18 protein-coding genes are annotated in these 17,079 nt (G+C 69.8%); 16 read left to right on the top strand and 2 right to left on the bottom strand.

Features of this window, described 5'->3' with window-relative positions; genetic code table 11:
* The first annotated feature begins 120 nt into the window (after positions 1-120).
* Positions 121-1,557 (top strand): replication initiator, encoded by a 1,437-nt coding sequence (locus F8568_RS45640; protein WP_202126148.1) that lies wholly within the window; start codon positions 121-123, stop codon positions 1,555-1,557.
* 804 nt (positions 1,558-2,361) lie between these two features.
* Here the strand turns inward: F8568_RS45640 and F8568_RS45635 are convergent.
* Complete coding sequence (locus tag F8568_RS45635; protein ID WP_151600429.1) at positions 2,362-2,658, bottom strand: hypothetical protein; 297 nt, start codon at positions 2,656-2,658, stop codon at positions 2,362-2,364.
* Positions 2,659-2,829: 171 nt separating this feature from the next.
* Here F8568_RS45635 and F8568_RS45630 point away from each other — a divergent pair, with 171 nt between their 5' ends.
* Positions 2,830-4,068: a helix-turn-helix domain-containing protein gene (locus F8568_RS45630; protein WP_328601323.1), complete on the top strand. Its 1,239-nt coding sequence runs from the start codon at positions 2,830-2,832 to the stop codon at positions 4,066-4,068.
* Positions 4,069-4,128: 60 nt separating this feature from the next.
* Here F8568_RS45630 and F8568_RS45625 read toward each other — a convergent pair whose 3' ends face one another.
* On the bottom strand, positions 4,129-5,628 hold the full coding sequence (locus F8568_RS45625; protein WP_160574023.1) for a recombinase family protein: 1,500 nt from the start codon (positions 5,626-5,628) through the stop codon (positions 4,129-4,131).
* Between the two features lie 65 nt (positions 5,629-5,693).
* Between F8568_RS45625 and F8568_RS45620 the strand changes: the two genes are divergently transcribed.
* From F8568_RS45620 to rpsC, 14 genes are all read left to right on the top strand, one after another.
* Complete coding sequence (locus F8568_RS45620) at positions 5,694-6,110, top strand: aldo/keto reductase (RefSeq protein WP_268896554.1); 417 nt, start codon at positions 5,694-5,696, stop codon at positions 6,108-6,110.
* Positions 6,111-6,355: 245 nt separating this feature from the next.
* The gene (locus tag F8568_RS45615; protein ID WP_151600426.1) at positions 6,356-7,969 is read left to right on the top strand and encodes a hypothetical protein; all 1,614 of its coding nucleotides are present in this window, start codon (positions 6,356-6,358) and stop codon (positions 7,967-7,969) included.
* Positions 7,970-8,474: 505 nt separating this feature from the next.
* Complete coding sequence (rpsL, locus tag F8568_RS45610; RefSeq protein ID WP_030176166.1) at positions 8,475-8,849, top strand: 30S ribosomal protein S12; 375 nt, start codon at positions 8,475-8,477, stop codon at positions 8,847-8,849.
* The gene (rpsG, locus tag F8568_RS45605; RefSeq protein ID WP_021597494.1) at positions 8,849-9,319 is read left to right on the top strand and encodes a 30S ribosomal protein S7; all 471 of its coding nucleotides are present in this window, start codon (positions 8,849-8,851) and stop codon (positions 9,317-9,319) included. Before rpsL ends, rpsG begins: the two co-directional genes overlap by 1 nt.
* A gap of 48 nt (positions 9,320-9,367) precedes the next feature.
* Positions 9,368-11,479 (top strand): elongation factor G, encoded by a 2,112-nt coding sequence (gene fusA / locus F8568_RS45600; protein ID WP_151600425.1) that lies wholly within the window; start codon positions 9,368-9,370, stop codon positions 11,477-11,479.
* An 84-nt stretch (positions 11,480-11,563) separates the two neighbouring features.
* On the top strand, positions 11,564-12,757 hold the full coding sequence (gene tuf / locus F8568_RS45595; protein WP_151600424.1) for an elongation factor Tu: 1,194 nt from the start codon (positions 11,564-11,566) through the stop codon (positions 12,755-12,757).
* A 114-nt stretch (positions 12,758-12,871) separates the two neighbouring features.
* Complete coding sequence (gene rpsJ, locus F8568_RS45590) at positions 12,872-13,180, top strand: 30S ribosomal protein S10 (protein WP_018657599.1); 309 nt, start codon at positions 12,872-12,874, stop codon at positions 13,178-13,180.
* Between the two features lie 14 nt (positions 13,181-13,194).
* On the top strand, positions 13,195-13,845 hold the full coding sequence (rplC, locus tag F8568_RS45585; RefSeq protein ID WP_151600423.1) for a 50S ribosomal protein L3: 651 nt from the start codon (positions 13,195-13,197) through the stop codon (positions 13,843-13,845).
* Positions 13,842-14,444, top strand: coding sequence for a 50S ribosomal protein L4 (gene rplD, locus F8568_RS45580; RefSeq protein ID WP_151600422.1), 603 nt, complete (start codon positions 13,842-13,844; stop codon positions 14,442-14,444). The genes rplC and rplD overlap by 4 nt, the downstream gene beginning before the upstream one ends.
* Positions 14,445-14,458: 14 nt before the next feature.
* Positions 14,459-14,758, top strand: coding sequence for a 50S ribosomal protein L23 (gene rplW / locus F8568_RS45575; protein WP_151543206.1), 300 nt, complete (start codon positions 14,459-14,461; stop codon positions 14,756-14,758).
* A gap of 46 nt (positions 14,759-14,804) precedes the next feature.
* Positions 14,805-15,638: a 50S ribosomal protein L2 gene (rplB, locus tag F8568_RS45570; protein ID WP_151543207.1), complete on the top strand. Its 834-nt coding sequence runs from the start codon at positions 14,805-14,807 to the stop codon at positions 15,636-15,638.
* A 12-nt stretch (positions 15,639-15,650) separates the two neighbouring features.
* Complete coding sequence (rpsS, locus tag F8568_RS45565; protein ID WP_067807019.1) at positions 15,651-15,932, top strand: 30S ribosomal protein S19; 282 nt, start codon at positions 15,651-15,653, stop codon at positions 15,930-15,932.
* A gap of 31 nt (positions 15,933-15,963) precedes the next feature.
* Positions 15,964-16,341 carry a 50S ribosomal protein L22 gene (gene rplV, locus F8568_RS45560; protein ID WP_151543208.1) on the top strand — a complete coding sequence of 126 codons (378 nt, stop codon included), beginning with the start codon at positions 15,964-15,966 and terminating at the stop codon, positions 16,339-16,341.
* On the top strand, positions 16,341-17,079 hold a 739-nt coding region (gene rpsC / locus F8568_RS45555), incomplete at its 3' end, for a 30S ribosomal protein S3 (protein ID WP_151600421.1). The genes rplV and rpsC, both read left to right, overlap by 1 nt.

The raw sequence follows: 17,079 nt of genomic DNA, 5'->3' as shown, positions 1-17,079 counted from the left end.
CCGCCGGATCCCGCAGAACTCATGCTGGACGTCCACGCGTCGAGCGAGCGGGGCGGTGACCCGGCGGCACCTCGGGTGCATCAGCAGCCTCACGGCTACCGACAAGAGGATGGTGCACCAGTGAGCGCCTCGCAGATGCCGGAGTTGCCACCCGAGATGGCCGCCGCCGTCCAGCGCGCGGCGATGCCGGACTTCGAGCGCTGGCACCAGATGATCAAGACGGCCGGAGGCTGTGAGCAGCCCGTCCGGCTGCAAGGCGAGCGCCTGACCCTGGACGGCCAGACCGGGGAGCTGATCGAGTCCTACTCGACCGACGACGAGCCGACCGGGTACCTGATCACCGCGTGCGGGAACCGCCGCGCCTCGCGCTGCGCCGCCTGCGCCGAGGTCTACCGGGACGACACCTACCACCTGATCATCTCTGGCCTGACCGGAGGGAAGGGAGTCCCCGACGAGGTCAGCGGGCACCCGCGCGTGTTCCTCACCCTGACCGCCCCCTCATTCGGCGCCGTCCACTCCCACCGCGAGAAGGCCGGGAAGCCCCAGCCTTGCCGCCCGCGTCGAGACGACCCGCTGTGCCCGCACGGCCGCCCCGAGGGATGCCGAGCACGCCACCAGGCCGACGACCCGCAGGTAGGCCAACCGATCTGCGTCGACTGCTACGACTACCCGGCCGCAGTGATGTGGAACGCCCATGCCCCCGAGCTGTGGCGCCGCCTCACGCTCACCGTGCCCAGGCTGATCACGGCCGAACTCGGCATCACCCACAAGGCCCTACGCGAGCAGGCCCGCGTGTCCTACGCCCGCGTCATCGAGTATCAGCGGCGCGGCCTCATCCACTTTCACGCTGTGGTCCGGCTCGACGGGCCGGACGGCCCCGACCAGCCGCCGCCCTCATGGGCCACGGCCGAACTGTTGGAGCGCACGCTACGCACCGCCGCCACACAGGTAGAGGTACCAGTCCCGCACCCGCAGGGCGGTACGGCACCGTTGACGCTGCGATGGGGGCGCCAGCTCGACACCCAGCCCATCAAGGTCGCCGCAGACCTGGACGGCATCGCCGACAAGCACGTAGCCCGCTACATCGCCAAGTACGCCACCAAGGGAGCCGAGGACTCCGGCACCGTGGACCGCCCCGTCCGCTACGCCACCCAGATCAGCTCACTCAAGGTGTCCGAGCACGCCCGCCGCATGATCTGGACGTGCTTCACACTGGCCGACCTGCCCGAGTACCACGACCTACGCCTACGCAACTGGGCTCACATGCTGGGGTACGGAGGACACTTCTCCTCCAAGTCCCGCCGCTACTCAATCACTCTCTCCGAGCTACGCCAGACCCGTGCCGAGTACGCCGCCCAGGCCGCACGGCAGGCCGAAGGGCTTCCCGAGCCGGACCCGAAGCGGGACGTCGTGACCACCGGGCGATGGAAGTACGTCGGAAGCGGACTCATGAACGGTGAGCACTTCTGGGCAGAGCAGGCCCGCAACCGGGTCCAGCAGGCCCGAGCCATCCGTAACCAGCTCACCGACCGTGACGACGAGCGGAAGGCGAGCTAGCCCGGGACCCCCAGGCGTCGAGGACTTTCTTTACAGGGTCAAGGCGGCCCTACGGGCCGCAGGCACGGGGCTGAGGTCTGGTGCCGCTGGCCGGTTCCGTACTTGCGCGGGGACCTCGCGCGGGGCCTCGCGACGGGCCATTGCGGGCAGGCAGGTGCTGCCCGTCCGCCGGTCAAGGCTACGAGGCCCCGCCCCCGCGCAAGTCCGGAACCGTCCAGCTTCAATGTCCAGCGTGTTCGACGCAGAAGAGCACGAGCCCCCGCGCAAGGCGCGGGGGCTCGGTGCGTGGCTGGGCCCGCCCACCGCAGGCCGGGACCGTGGACGGCCGCCGCGCCTTGCGCGTGCGGCGCTGGGGCGCCGTTCGCGGCGCGGCCCCGCCCACCGCCCCGGCCGCCGTGGACGGTCCGCCCGTACCGCACCGCGCAAGCTGAGGCAGCCCCCGCGCCACCATCGCGCCCAAGTGCCGGGCAGCGGCTTCCAGGTCGGTCGACGCTTGAGACGGAATTGCCGCAACGGCGCCGGCTGACTCCCTTCGGTCGCCCCTACGGGGTGGCCTGCGGCCATCGACCGGCCCCGACCATGTAGGCGGGCAGGGAAGCCGCGGCCCTCATGTCGTCACGAGTTGGGGGAGCCGGGAGGAACTTGGGTCGAGGCCAGGGCCAGGCCGCCGGGTTCTCGATCGCTTCCCGCAGTTCACGAGGGTTGGCAGCCTCCAACAGCCGAGCGCCACCAGCCAGGGGGACCAGCGCCCACCATGCCCCGGTGGCCTGCCCGTACCAGGTCACGACCTCGGATGCGGGACGCCTACCCATCAGCCTGCGCGGCGAGCTTGCCCTTCACCGCGACGACGACGTCTTGCAGGTGCGCGTCATCGGCCGGAGCGACAGGGGCACCGCCCGCGAAGGCGAACCACAGCTCACCACCGCAGACCGACCGACGATCGCACCGCAGCACCACCGGCGGCCCGGACGCGGCCGGGACCGCAAGCAGCGGCTCGGACTCCGCCACCTCCACCGCGTACCCGTGCGACTTGAGCGCCTGCGCCAGCGCCCAGACCCGCAACCGCCGAGCTTCCGTCACCTCTGAGGCTTCCGTTGCCATGGGGCCGTCCTTCCATCGAGACGATGAACGTCGGGGGCGCAGAGATGGGGGTTGACCCGTTCACCTGCTGCCTTTTCCATGGCTTGAGCCTGTCTGTTCGGCCTGTCTCCCCAGAGGCGCCCACGAGGGGGCCAGGGAGGGGCCAGACTGGAGGCCAAGGGAGGGGCCAGCGTGATCAACGAAAGGCGTCGGCGATTCGGTGCGTACCTCGCACGCTTGCGACGTGATGCGCGCAAGAGCCAAAGACAGCTAGCCGAGTCGTTGTGCCGGATCTCGGGAACAGCCTCCGTGACACGGCACGAGATCAGCCGTTGGGAGCGCGGCGAGCGCATCCCCGACGTGTGGCTTCCCGCCCTCTCCGTGGCTCTGAACATCCCCCTGCAAACCCTCGAAAGGGCAGCAGCCCACGCACGCGGCGAGGACATCGGCGCCGGTACTCCCAGTCCAGCCGAGGCACTCGCCTACTTCCTGCCTGACCACGACGTGGAGCTTGGGCCACTGGCCAGCACCGCAGGCCGCCGGGTCGGAGCATCCACGGCGGCCGCGCTTGCCGACCGCGCGCACGGTCTACGGCTCGCAGATGACGTCATCGCCAGCGGCGATCTACTCGCACCGGCACTCCGCGAACTGGACGGCGCCGTTCAGCTCTACCGGGAGACGACGCACTCCGAGGAAACCGGCCGCTCTCTGCTCAGCAGCATCGGGGAGATAGCCCAGATCGCCGGGTGGATAGCGAGCGACGCGGGCGAGCACGACCAGGCCGCGCACGCCTACCGACTCGGCGTCTCGGCAGCCAGGGAGGCGGGAGACCTCTCGCTAGTCGGCAACCTCGCGGGGAGCCTCGCCTACCAGCTCTCCAACACGGGCCACGAAGACGACGGGCTGAGCCTCGCCCGCGCCGCCCTGGACGAGGCCAGGCCGGACGCACCAGCCAAGGCCCGCGCGCTCTACCTTGACCGGGTCGCATGGGCGCAGACCAAGGCGGGCAACCCGCAGCCAGCGATGCGTGCTCTCGCCGAGGCCCACGAGGCCATGGCTGACGAGGACTCGCAGGAGGCGCCCGACTGGGCTTACTGGGTCTCGCCCGAGGAACTCGACGTGATGGACGCCCGCGTCTACACCGAACTCCGGCGCCCACTACGAGCCGTCCCGCTCCTGCAAGAAGTCCTCACCCGGTACGACTCCACCCACACGCGCGAACTCGCCCTCTACCTCTCATGGCTAGCCGTCGCCCTGGTGGACGCCAACGAGCCCGAAGAGGGCGCCAAGACCGCGCGGCGCATGCTCGACCTCGCGGCCGACTTCCCCAGCGACCGGACCGCCCGACGTGGGCGTGTCGTCCTCGCCAAGCTGGAGCCTTACCGGGATGTCCCGGAGGTTCGCGAGGTACTCGACACGCACGCGGCCTGACAGGAGACGAGCCCCGCACCGGACGGGATGCGGGGCTCTCTCGCTACTGGTCTGGCCTGATCAGTCGGTGCGCCAGATCGGGTCGAGGAGGTCAGGGTTGAACCTCTTGTTGCCCTTGCCCGCCGGGTACATGATCACCGCGTGCAGGGCCGCGCGGATGTAGGTGCGCTTCACCGAGATCGGGAACCCGCCCTCTTCCTCTGGCAGGTACCACCGCCGCCGCACCTCGGAAGCGCTCGTCTCGTCCCGCGCTTCCTTCGCCGCTATGGCGGCCTCGTGCCTGTTCTTCTCGGTGCGAAGCTGGCTGATCTGCTGTTCCAGGCCGGGAACCAGCCTGAAGAACAGGTCATTGGTGATCTGCCGGGCGTTCCACTGCCGGGTCAGCGTCTCTAGCTGCTCCTCCACCGCCCTGAGTTCGGCCGCGCCCTCCCACTCCTGATCACGCGGGCCGGAGGAGAACGACGCCTCTTCTAGCTTGGCGAGCACCGCTTCAGAGACGAACATGTCGACGAGGTCACCACGCCGGGAGACGCCACCGCACCCGCCCTCAGCACGGCTCAGGCACGTGTACGTGTGGTGCGCCGCATCCTTCGGCCCGTTGGAGCGAAGCGGAGTGTTGCAGAGGTTCCCGTCCGGGAGACGCCGGCCACAGCGCAGGATGCCCGACAGCAGATAGGTGTGATCGCGGTAGTCGGCAGGGTGCGCCCGACCGATCTTCATGTCACGGCCGACGAAGTGGCCCTTCCGCTTGTCGAAGGCCGCCCGCACGGCCGACCACTGCTCAGGGCTCACGATGGCTTCCCACTGCCCTTGAACCGGCGCGCCGTCCGGCCCACGGACCAACTCGCCGGAGATCTCACGCCACCCGCAGATACGAGGGCTGGACATCGAGACCTTGAGAGACCGCACGCTCCACTCGTTGCCGCGCGCGGTCTTCACGCCCAGGCGCTGCCACTCCATGACGATCGAGTGAACGGACCGGCCGCCGAGGAAGTCCTTGACCGCCTGTGCCAGTAGCTCGGCCTCGCGCGGTTCGAGGCTCAGCCGGTCGTCCTTCCAGCCGAACGGACGAGGCCCGCCGACCGGCCGCCCCTCCTCTGCACGGGCACGATGCGACCGCCGCATACGACGCTGCATCTTGCGCACCTCCATCTTGGAGATGACCGCCCCGAACAGGCCCATGCTCTCTACGTCCTCGCTGTAGAGATCCTTCGGGCCGCGCTGGTCGGCGAAGACCCGGTTGTCCTGGTAGGTGAATGCCTCCACGAACCGTTCGTAGTCGCCAGGCCGACGGGCGAGGCGGTCCTCCGCGAGGATCACCACACCTCCTATAGGGGTGCCGTCCGGGAGACGGCCCGACCGCAGCGCGGACAGCATCGCCTCGAAGTCGTCGCGGACCACGCCGACCTTGGCCGCCGACCGGTCGTTGTCGGTGAACTCGTGGACCACCGTCCAGCCGTACCGGGCCGCCGTCTCGCGGTTCACCTTGTGCTGGTCCTGGACGCCGTGCGCGTCCCGCTTGATGTCGGCAGAGATGCGGGCATAGGAGACGACCGGCACTAGGGGGTTGGACGAGGGCATGACCACCTCCGGGGGAGTACCTACATGAAAGCAAGCACTACAACCTGCTCTACCGCGAGGAGGAGCGGGAGATGAACCCGTTCTGCGCCGACCAGGGCGTCGGGCTCCTCCCGTGGAGCCCCCTCGCGCGCGGCCGCCTGACGGGCAACCGCGACCGAGGCGGGCGCGCCAACACGGTGCGGGCGGGCAACGACGCCTACGGCGAGACGCTGTACGACGAGGCCGACTTCGACGTCGTCGACGTCGTCCGCGAGGTCGCGGAGGAGAAGGGCGTCCCCATGGCGCAGGTCGCGCTGGCCTGGCTGCTCGGACGGCCCGGCGTGACGGCTCCGATCGTCGGCGCGACGAAGGTCGCGCACATCGACGACGCGATCGCGGCGGCCGGGCTCACGCTGGACGACAAGGAGGCCGAGCGGCTGGAGGCGCCGTACCGGCCGCACCCGGTCCGCGGCCACGGCTGATCCGTGACCGGCGGGGCGTTATCGCAGGTGGCGCCCCCGGTCGGAACGGACCGGGGGCGCCGGGCGTCTATCTTTGGCGATGATTTGCGATACCACCGGCGATCGGGGCTGGCTGGTGGCCAGAACGCCCACCGGCGGCCAGACCGCCCGGGGGAGACGAGTGACAGATCCGGGGACCGCCGCGGCGGTCCCTGGGCGACCGGGACTGAGGAGCCCCGGGACGACGGCGCTGAAGGAGCCCGACGATGACCGAGAATGACGGCACGCAGGGACCGCAGCGGCCGTTGCCGGAGGACGAGGGGCGGCAGGCCCCCGAGGAGCGGGGCGAGCCCCCGGCGCGCCCGCTCGGCGACCGGACCGTGGTGTTCGGCGCCCCGCAGCTGGGCGGCGCGGCCGGCGGGCAGCGGCCCCCGGCGCCGCAGCAGCCCGGCGAGCCGGAGCGGCAGGCGCCTCCGCCGCCGCCCCCGACGATGGTCGAGCAGCCGATGCCGCAGTACGGCGAGCAGCCTCCGGCGCCGCCCCAGCAGCAGTACGGCGCCCCCCAGTACGAGCAGCAGGAGCAGCAGCCCTACGGGCAGCAGCCCGGCGGCCAGGCGCCCTACGGCGCGCCTCCCGGGCCGGGCGGGTTCCCGCCGCCGGAGCAGCAGCAGTACGGCGGCCAGCCGGGCCAGCAGTACGGTCAGCCGCAGCAGGGCTACCCCCAGCAGCCGATGCACGGCGCCCCTCAGGAGCAGCAGCAGCCGTACGGCCAGCCGCCGTTCGGCGGCCAGAGCGGCCAGGGCGGTTACGCGCCGCCCCCCGAGCCGCGCGCGCCCGAGGGCGGGACGCCCGCCGAGCAGGCGCCGCCGGCCCCGGGCCAGCCGCAGGACGCCGGTACCGACCGCACGCTGATCGTCCCCGGCCCGGGCACGGGCGGGCAGGAGCCCGAGCGGCCGCAGCGGCCCCCGGTGGACGACCAGGCGACGCTGCACTGGTCGCCCGGCACGGACGTCCCCGTCGCGACCGGTCCCGAGCGCCGGCAGGAGCCGCCCGCCGAGCCGTGGCAGGCGCCGGTCCCGCCGTCGACGCCCGAGCCGTGGTCGCCGGGCGCGCCCCCGCAGGGGCAGCAGGGGCAGCAGCCCGGCGGGCCGGGCCAGGGCCAGGCCGGCCACGAGCGGACGATGATGGTCCCGCCGCCCGAGTCGGGCTTCGGCGCGTCCCCGCAGGGCTCGCCGCAGGCGGAGGAGCCGCCCGCGTTCGGCGCCCCCGCCGACCGCGGCGTCGAGGACGCCCGGCCGACCGAGGCGTTCGACCCGTCGGCGCAGTCGCAGGGGCGGCACGCCACCGAGCCGTCCGGGGGGATGGCCGAGCACACCCGGCTGGACATCGGCCAGCAGTCCTGGCAGCCGCAGGCCCAGCAGCAGCCGCAGTCCGGCGCGCAGCCCTTCGGCCAGCAGGACTACGGCCAGCAGCAGGGCTTCGGTCAGCAGCAGGGCGCGCAGCAGTTCGGCCAGCAGGCCGACCAGCAGCAGTACGGCGCGCAGCCGTTCGGCGCCCAGCAGGACCAGCAGCAGTACGGCCAGCAGCCGGGCCAGCAGTTCGGGCAGCAGCAGGGCTTCGGCCAGCAGCAGGGTGCGCAGCAGTTCGGCCAGCAGGCCGACCAGCAGCAGTTCGGCGGCCAGCCCGCGTTCGGCCAGCCGGGTCAGCCCGCGCAGCCCGGACAGCAGGGCCAGTTCGGGCAGCCGGGGCAGTACGGCCAGCCGCCCGCGTACGGGACGGACGAGGGCAAGGGTGGCAAGGGCAACACGCTGCTCTACGTCATCGGCGGCGCGGTCGTCGCGGTGATCGTCATCGTCCTGATCGTCGCGTTCGTCCTCTGACGACCGGGCCGGGGAGGGCGTAAAAGCTCGTCCACGTCTTCCCCAACGGCCGGGGTGTGGGTCACAATGCCGACGGGTCTTCCCGCCACCGCGCGGGAACACCCGTCGGCGTTCGTCCGTTGATCTCTACGGCGAGTCGGCTTTCGAGGGCCCTCCGGGCTTGCGCCGGACGGGGCTCGCGCGGTAGTGCGCTGTTCGCTTTGCACTTTCGCGGAGGGGTCGGTAACCTCTTCACTTGTGCCCGCTGTGTGCGGGCCGCTATGCGTGCGCCCCGGCGAGGTTCGCCAGGACCGGCCCAGCGCCGCATCTACTCCCCGGCTTGATTCGGCCCTGAGATGGGCCGGGCGGTCTGTGTCGGTTGTTCGCGGGCGGTGCTCCGTGAACCGGCGACACGCCCGACCGCGTGGGTCGGAGAGGTCGGGAAACCGGCAGGTCACAGCCTCGCCTGAGGTGGTGATTGCAGCACAAGACTTACCGGCTCGGTACGAGGGAAGACGGAGACGCGGTGCCCACGATCCAGCAGCTGGTCCGAAAGGGCCGCCAGGACAAGGTGACCAAGAACAAGACGCCCGCGCTGAAGGAGAGCCCCCAGCGGCGGGGCGTCTGCACGCGCGTCTACACGACGACGCCCAAGAAGCCGAACTCCGCGCTTCGCAAGGTCGCCCGTGTCCGGCTGACCAGCGGGATTGAGGTCACGGCCTACATCCCCGGCGTCGGTCACAACCTGCAGGAGCACTCGATCGTGCTCGTGCGCGGCGGCCGTGTGAAGGACCTCCCGGGTGTTCGGTACAAGATCATCCGCGGGTCGCTCGACACCCAGGGCGTCCGCAACCGCAAGCAGGCGCGCAGCAAGTACGGCGCGAAGAAGGAGAAGAGCTGATGCCGCGCAAGGGCCCCGCTGGCAAGCGCCAGCTGATCGCTGACCCGGTGTACAACTCGCCGCTGGTCACCGCGCTCATCAACAAGATTCTCCTGGACGGCAAGCGTTCCATCGCGCAGAGCATCGTCTACGACGCTCTCGAGGGCGCCCGCGAGAAGACCGGCAACGACCCGGTCGTCACGCTGAAGCGCGCGCTCGACAACGTCAAGCCCACCCTGGAGGTCCGCAGCCGCCGCGTCGGTGGCGCGACCTACCAGGTCCCCGTCGAGGTGCGGCCGGCCCGCTCCACCACCCTCGCGCTGCGCTGGCTCGTGGTGTACGCCCGGCAGCGCCGCGAGAAGACCATGACCGAGCGGCTGATGAACGAGCTGCTCGACGCGAGCAACGGCCTCGGCGCGTCTGTCAAGAAGCGCGAGGACACCCACAAGATGGCGGAGTCCAACAAGGCCTTCGCCCACTACCGCTGGTAACCCCGGCGGGTTGAGAACGACGAGACGACGCGAGGACGCGAGGACACTGTGGCTACCAAAACCGGTGTAGACCTGGCCAAGGTCCGCAACATCGGGATCATGGCCCATATCGACGCTGGCAAGACCACGACGACCGAGCGGATCCTGTACTACACGGGCATCAGCTACAAGATCGGCGAGGTCCACGACGGCGCCGCCACCATGGACTGGATGGAGCAGGAGCAGGAGCGGGGGATCACCATCACCTCCGCCGCCACCACCTGCGAATGGCCCGTCGACGACGTCAAGCACACGATCAACATCATCGACACCCCCGGGCACGTCGACTTCACCATCGAGGTGGAGCGCAACCTGCGGGTGCTCGACGGCGCGGTCGCGGTGTTCGACGGTGTCGCCGGCGTGGAGCCGCAGTCCGAGACGGTGTGGCGGCAGGCCGACCGGTACGGCGTGCCCCGCATGTGCTTCGTCAACAAGCTCGACCGGGTCGGCGCCGAGTTCCACCGCTGCGTCGACATGATCGAGACCCGTCTGAACGCCGTCCCGCTCGTGCTGCAGCTGCCGATCGGCGCCGAGGCGGACTTCAAGGGCGTCATCGACCTGGTGAACATGAAGGCCCTCGTCTGGAACGAGGAGGCCAAGCTCGGCGAGATGTACGACATCCTCGACATCCCCGAGACGCACGCCGAGGCCGCCCGCGAGTGGCACGACAAGCTCGTCGAGACGCTCGCCGAGAACGACGACGAGATCATGGAGCTGTACCTGGAGGGCCACGAGCCCACCGTGGAGCAGCTGCACGCCGGCATCCGGCGCGCGACGATCGCCGCGAAGGTCACCCCGGTGACGTGCGGCACCGCCTTCAAGAACAAGGGCGTGCAGCCGCTGCTGGACGCGATCGTCCGCTACCTGCCGTCGCCGCTGGACGTGGAGGCCATCGAGGGCCACGCCGTCCGCGACGAGGAGAAGGTGCTGACCCGCAAGCCGAGCGAGGACGAGCCGTTCTCCGCCCTGGCGTTCAAGATCGCGACCGACCCGCACCTGGGCAAGCTCACCTTCGTGCGCGTGTACTCCGGCGTGCTGGAGTCCGGCGCGAGCGTGATGAACTCCGTCAAGGAGCGCAAGGAGCGCATCGGCAAGATCTACCGGATGCACGCCAACAAGCGCACCGAGATCGAGCGCGCGGGCGCCGGCGACATCGTCGCGGTGATGGGCCTCAAGCAGACCACCACCGGCGAGACGCTCTGCGACGACAAGGACCCGATCGTCCTGGAGTCGATGAACTTCCCGGCGCCGGTCATCCACGTCGCGATCGAGCCGAAGACCAAGGCCGACCAGCAGAAGCTGGGCACCGCGATCCAGCGGCTGGCCGAGGAGGACCCGTCCTTCCAGGTCCGCACCGAGGAGGACACCGGCCAGACCGTGATCTCCGGCATGGGCGAGCTCCACCTGGAGATCCTCGTCGACCGGATGAAGCGCGAGTTCAAGGTCGAGGCCAACGTCGGCAAGCCGCAGGTGGCCTACCGCGAGACCATCACCCGCAAGGTCGAGAAGGTCGAGTACACCCACAAGAAGCAGACGGGCGGCTCGGGCCAGTTCGGCCGCGTGATCATCGACCTGGAGCCGCTCGGCGGCGGGTCCGACGGTTACGAGTTCGAGAACAAGGTCACCGGCGGCCGCATCCCGCGGGAGTACATCCCGTCGGTCGACGCGGGCTGCCAGGAGGCCGCGGAGTTCGGTGTCCTCGCCGGCTACCCGATGGTGGGCGTCAAGGTCACCCTGCAGGACGGCGCCTACCACGAGGTGGACTCCTCGGAGATGGCGTTCAAGGTCGCCGGTTCCATGGCGTTCAAGGAGGCCGCCCGCAAGGCGTCCCCGACGCTGCTGGAGCCGATGATGTCCGTCGAGGTCACCACGCCCGAGGAGAACATGGGCGACGTGATCGGCGACCTCAACAGCCGCCGCGGCCAGGTCCAGTCCATGGACGAGCGGCACGGCATGCGCATCGTCAAGGCGCTCGTGCCGCTGTCCGAGATGTTCGGCTACGTGGGTGATCTGCGCAGCAAGACCCAGGGCCGGGCTGTCTTCACCATGCAGTTCGACTCCTACGCCGAGGTTCCGGGGAACGTCGCGCAGGAGATCATCGCCAAGGCGCGGGGCGAGTAAGCACCCGGGCCTGCCCACAGATCACACAGACGTACATCGAAGCGGTCGTTCCAGACGGCCGAGGATCGCAACAAGGAGCAACCAGTGGCGAAGGCCAAGTTCGAGCGGACGAAGCCGCACGTGAACATCGGCACCATCGGTCACATCGACCACGGTAAGACCACGCTTACCGCGGCGATCACCAAGGTGCTCCACGACAAGTACCCCGACCTCAACCCCTTCACGCCGTTCGAGGACATCGACAAGGCGCCGGAGGAGCGCGAGCGCGGCATCACGATCTCCATCGCGCACGTCGAGTACCAGACCGAGTCCCGGCACTACGCGCACGTGGACTGCCCCGGTCACGCGGACTACATCAAGAACATGATCACCGGTGCGGCGCAGATGGACGGCGCCATCCTGGTGGTCGCCGCGACCGACGGCCCGATGCCGCAGACCAAGGAGCACGTGCTCCTGGCCCGCCAGGTCGGCGTCCCCTACATCGTCGTCGCGCTGAACAAGTGCGACATGGTGGACGACGAGGAGATCCTGGAGCTCGTCGAGCTCGAGGTCCGCGAGCTGCTGTCGGAGTACGAGTTCCCGGGCGACGACGTCCCCGTCATCCGCGTGTCCGCCTTCCAGGCGCTGCAGGGCGACGAGAAGTGGGCCGAGTCCATCGTCGAGCTGATGAACGCCGTCGACGAGAACGTGCCGGAGCCGGTGCGCGACACCGACAAGCCGTTCCTGATGCCGATCGAGGACGTCTTCTCGATCACCGGCCGCGGCACCGTGGTGACCGGCCGCATCGAGCGCGGTGTCATCAACGTCAACGAGGAAGTCGAGATCATCGGCATCAAGGACGCGTCGTCCAAGACGACCGTCACCGGTGTCGAGATGTTCCGCAAGCTCCTCGACCAGGGCCAGGCGGGCGACAACGTCGGCCTGCTCCTGCGCGGCACCAAGCGCGAGGACGTCGAGCGCGGCCAGTGCGTCATCAAGCCGGGCACGAACACCCCGCACACCGAGTTCGAGGCGCAGGTCTACATCCTGTCCAAGGACGAGGGCGGCCGGCACACGCCGTTCTTCAACAACTACCGTCCGCAGTTCTACTTCCGGACCACGGACGTCACCGGCGTGGTGAACCTCCCCGAGGGCACCGAGATGGTCATGCCGGGCGACAACACCGAGATGCGCGTCGAGCTGATCCAGCCCGTCGCCATGGAGGAGGGCCTCAAGTTCGCCATCCGCGAGGGTGGCCGGACCGTGGGCGCCGGTCGCGTCACCAAGATCCTCAAGTAAGACCCTCGTGGACGCGGCGGCACGGCCGCCGGAAGCATCGGGCGACCGGGCCGCCGCGTCATCACGACCAGTGAAGTAAACAGCGGCACTACAGCAAAGGACACCGAGGCCACCATGGCGGGACAGAAGATCCGCATCCGGCTCAAGGCCTACGACCACGAGGTCATCGACACCTCCGCGAAGAAGATCGTTGAGACGGTGACGCGGACGGGCGCCAAGGTCGCGGGCCCGGTGCCGCTGCCGACCGAGAAGAACGTGTACTGCGTCATCCGCTCGCCGCACAAGTACAAGGACAGCCGCGAGCACTTCGAGATGCGCACGCACAAGCGGTTGATCGACATCATCGACCCGACGCCCAAGACGGTCGACTCGCTGATGCGGCTCGACCTTCCGGCCGGCGTTGACATCGAGATCAAGCTCTGAGGGACGCATCGGAAATGAGCACGCAGAGGAAGGGCGTCCTGGGCGAGAAGCTCGGCATGACCCAGGTCTTCGACGATGAGGGCCGGATCGTTCCGGTGACCGTCGTCCAGGCCGGGCCGTGTGTCGTCACGCAGCTCCGCACCCAGGAGAAGGACGGCTACACCGCCGTCCAGATCGGGTACGGGCAGATCGACCCGCGCAAGGTGAACAAGCCGCGCACGGGCCACTTCGAGAAGGCCGGCGTCACGCCGCGCCGCTACCTCGTCGAACTGCGCACAGGCGACACCACCGAGTACGAGCTCGGCCAGGAGATCACCGCTGGCGTCTTCGAGGCCGGCCAGAAGATCGACGTCACCGGCACGAGCAAGGGCAAGGGCACCGCCGGTGTCATGAAGCGCCACGGCTTCAAGGGCCTCGGCGCCTCGCACGGCACCCAGCGCAAGCACCGCTCGCCGGGCTCGATCGGCGGCTGCGCGACCCCGGGTCGCGTCTTCAAGGGCCTCCGCATGGCGGGACGGCACGGCAACGCCCGTACCACCGTGCAGAACCTGACCGTCCACGCCGTCGACGCGGAGAAGAACCTGCTGCTCATCAAGGGCGCGGTTCCCGGTCCCAACGGCGGCGTGGTGCTGGTCCGCGACGCAGTGAAGGGGACGGGCAAGTGACCGCGAAGCTCGACATCGATCTGCCCGCCGAGGTCTTCGACGCGAAGACCAGCGTGCCGCTGATCCACCAGGTCGTGGTGGCGCAGCTGGCCGCGGCGCGGCAGGGCACCCACGCCACGAAGACCCGCGGCGCGGTGTCCGGCGGCGGCAAGAAGCCGTACCGGCAGAAGGGCACCGGCCGCGCCCGCCAGGGCTCGACCCGCGCGCCCCAGTTCGCCGGCGGCGGCACGGTGCACGGCCCGCAGCCGCGGGACTACTCGCAGCGGACGCCCAAGAAGATGAAGGCCGCCGCGCTGCGCGGCGCCCTGTCGGACCGCGCCCGCTACGGCCGGGTGCACGTGGTCGACCACATCATCGAGGGCGACACCCCGAAGACGAAGACGGCGCTGACGGCGCTGCGCTCGGTCACCGAGGCCAAGCGCGTCCTGCTGGTCCTGGACCGCGAGGACGAGCTGACCTGGAAGAGCCTGCGCAACGAGCCGAGCGTGCACGTGCTCGTCTCCGACCAGCTCAACACCTACGACGTGCTGGTGAACGATGACGTCGTCTTCACGCAGAAGGCGTACGACGAGTTCATCTCGCGCGCGGCGAAGAAGTAAGGAGGGTCGCACCAGTGAACAAGATCGCCGACCCCCGCGACGTCATCATCGCGCCGGTCGTCTCGGAGAAGAGCTACGGGCTGCTGGACGAGAACAAGTACACGTTCGTCGTCCGGACCGACGCCAACAAGACGCAGATCAAGCAGGCCGTCGAGTCGGTGTTCGGCGTCAAGGTGACGAACGTGAACACGCTCAACCGGCCCGGCAAGCGCAAGCGCACCCGGTTCGGCTACGGCAAGCGCAAGGACACCAAGCGCGCCATCGTCAGCCTCGCCGAGGGCGAGCGGATCGACATCTTCGGCGGCCCGGCCTAACCAGGCGGGGTCGTTCCGAAGACTGAAATAGGGATGAACGAAAAAGATGGGCATCCGTAACTACAAGCCGACGACTCCGGGTCGTCGCGGCTCCAGCGTGGCCGACTTCGTCGAGGTCACGCGCAGCGAGCCGGAGAAGTCGCTGCTGCGTCCGCTCCCCAAGAAGGGCGGCCGCAACAACCATGGCCGCATCACGACCCGGCACCAGGGCGGCGGCCACAAGCGCGCGTACCGCGTGATCGACTTCCGCCGGCACGACAAGGACGGCGTCCCGGCGAAGGTCGCGCACATCGAGTACGACCCGAACCGCACCGCCCGCATCGCGCTGCTGCACTACGCCGACGGCGAGAAGCGCTACATCCTCGCGCCGCGGAACCTGCGCCAGGGCGACCGCGTCGAGAACGGGCCGGGCGCGGACATCAAGCCGGGCAACTGCCTGCCGCTGCGCAACATCCCGACGGGTACCGTCATCCACGCCATCGAGCTGCGGCCCGGCGGCGGCGCCAAGATCGCTCGTTCCGCGGGCGCCGGCGTCCAGCTGCTGGCCAAGGAGGGCAAGTACGCCACGCTGCGCATGCCCTCCGGCGAGATGCGGATGGTGGACGTGCGCTGCCGGGCGACGGTCGGCGAGGTCGGCAACGCCGAGCAGTCGAACATCAACTGGGGCAAGGCCGGCCGGATGCGGTGGAAGGGCAAGCGCCCGACCGTCCGCGGCGTCGCGATGAACCCGATCGACCACCCGCACGGTGGTGGTGAGGGCAAGACCTCCGGCGGCCGGCACCCGGTGAACCCGAACGGTAAGAAGGAAGGCCGCACTCGCCAGGCGAACAAGTCGAGCGACCGGCTGATCGTCCGTCGTCGCAGCAAGAAGAAGCGGTAGGAGTCGCTCGTCATGCCACGTAGCCTCAAGAAGGGCCCCTTCGTGGACGACCACCTGATGAAGAAGGTGGACGTCCAGAACGAGAAGGGCACCAAGAACGTCATCAAGACGTGGTCCCGGCGCTCCATGATCGTGCCGGACATGATCGGTCACACGATCGCCGTGCACGACGGCCGCAAGCACGTGCCGGTGTTCATCACCGACGCCATGGTGGGGCACAAGCTCGGCGAGTTCGCGCCGACGCGGACGTTCCGCAGCCACGTCAAGGAAGACCGTCGCAGCCGTCGCGGCTGAGCGGGCAGTCTGTAGGAGAGAGGGAACAGCGATGGAAGCCAGGGCCCAGGCGCGGTTCATCCGCGTCACGCCCATGAAGGCCCGCCGCGTGGTGGACCTCATCCGCGGCCTGCCCGCCGCGGAGGCGCAGGCGGTGCTGCGGTTCGCCCCCCAGGCCGCCAGTGAGCCGGTGGGCAAGGTGCTGGCCAGTGCCATTGCCAACGCCGAGCACAACTTCAAGCTCGACACGGGCACGCTCGTCGTGAGCGGCGCGTGGGTCGACGAGGGGCCGACGCTGAAGCGTTTCCGCCCCCGCGCCCAGGGTCGGGCCTACCGCATCAACAAGCGCACGAGCCACATCACCGTGGTCGTCGCCCCGAAGGACGAAGTCGCTTCGGCCGGCGGTAAGAAGACGAGGAGGGCCCGGTAGTGGGTCAGAAGATCAACCCGCACGGGTTCCGCCTGGGCGTCACCACCGACCACAAGAGCGTGTGGTTCGCCGACAAGCTCTACAAGGACTACGTCAAGGAAGACGTCCAGATCCGGCGCATGCTGCAGAAGGGCATGGACCGGGCGGGCATCTCCAAGGTGGAGATCGAGCGGACCCGTGACCGTGTCGAGGTCAACATCCACACCGCCCGGCCGGGCATCGTCATCGGCCGCCGCGGCGCGGAGGCCGAGCGCCTGCGCGGCGACCTGGAGAAGCTGACCGGCAAGCAGGTCCGGCTGAACATCCTCGAGGTGAAGAACCCCGAGATCGACGCGCAGCTCGTCGCGCAGGGCGTGGCCGAGCAGCTGTCCAGCCGGGTCGCGTTCCGCCGCGCGATGCGCAAGGCGATCCAGTCGGCGATGAAGTCCGGCGCCAAGGGCATCAAGGTGCAGTGCGGCGGCCGTCTCGGCGGCGCCGAGATGTCGCGGTCGGAGTTCTACCGCGAGGGCCAGGTCCCGCTGCACACGCTGCGCGCCGACATCGACTACGGGTTCTACGAGGCCCGCACGACGTTCGGCCGCATCGGCGTGAAGGTGTGGATCTACAAGGGCGAGGCCGCGCAGACGCGCGCCGAGCGCGAGCAGCAGGCCGCGCAGCAGCGCGCGGCGGGCGGCGGCGGCCGTGAGCGCCGCGGCGGCGACCGCCGTGGCGGCGGGCGCGGCGGCCGGGGCGGACGCG

This window comes from Actinomadura physcomitrii (assembly GCF_008923205.2).
Taxonomy (GTDB): Bacteria; Actinomycetota; Actinomycetes; order Streptosporangiales; family Streptosporangiaceae; genus Spirillospora; species Spirillospora physcomitrii.
Note: the sequence above shows the minus strand (reverse complement) of the source record. Positions and strands in the feature narration are given on the sequence as shown.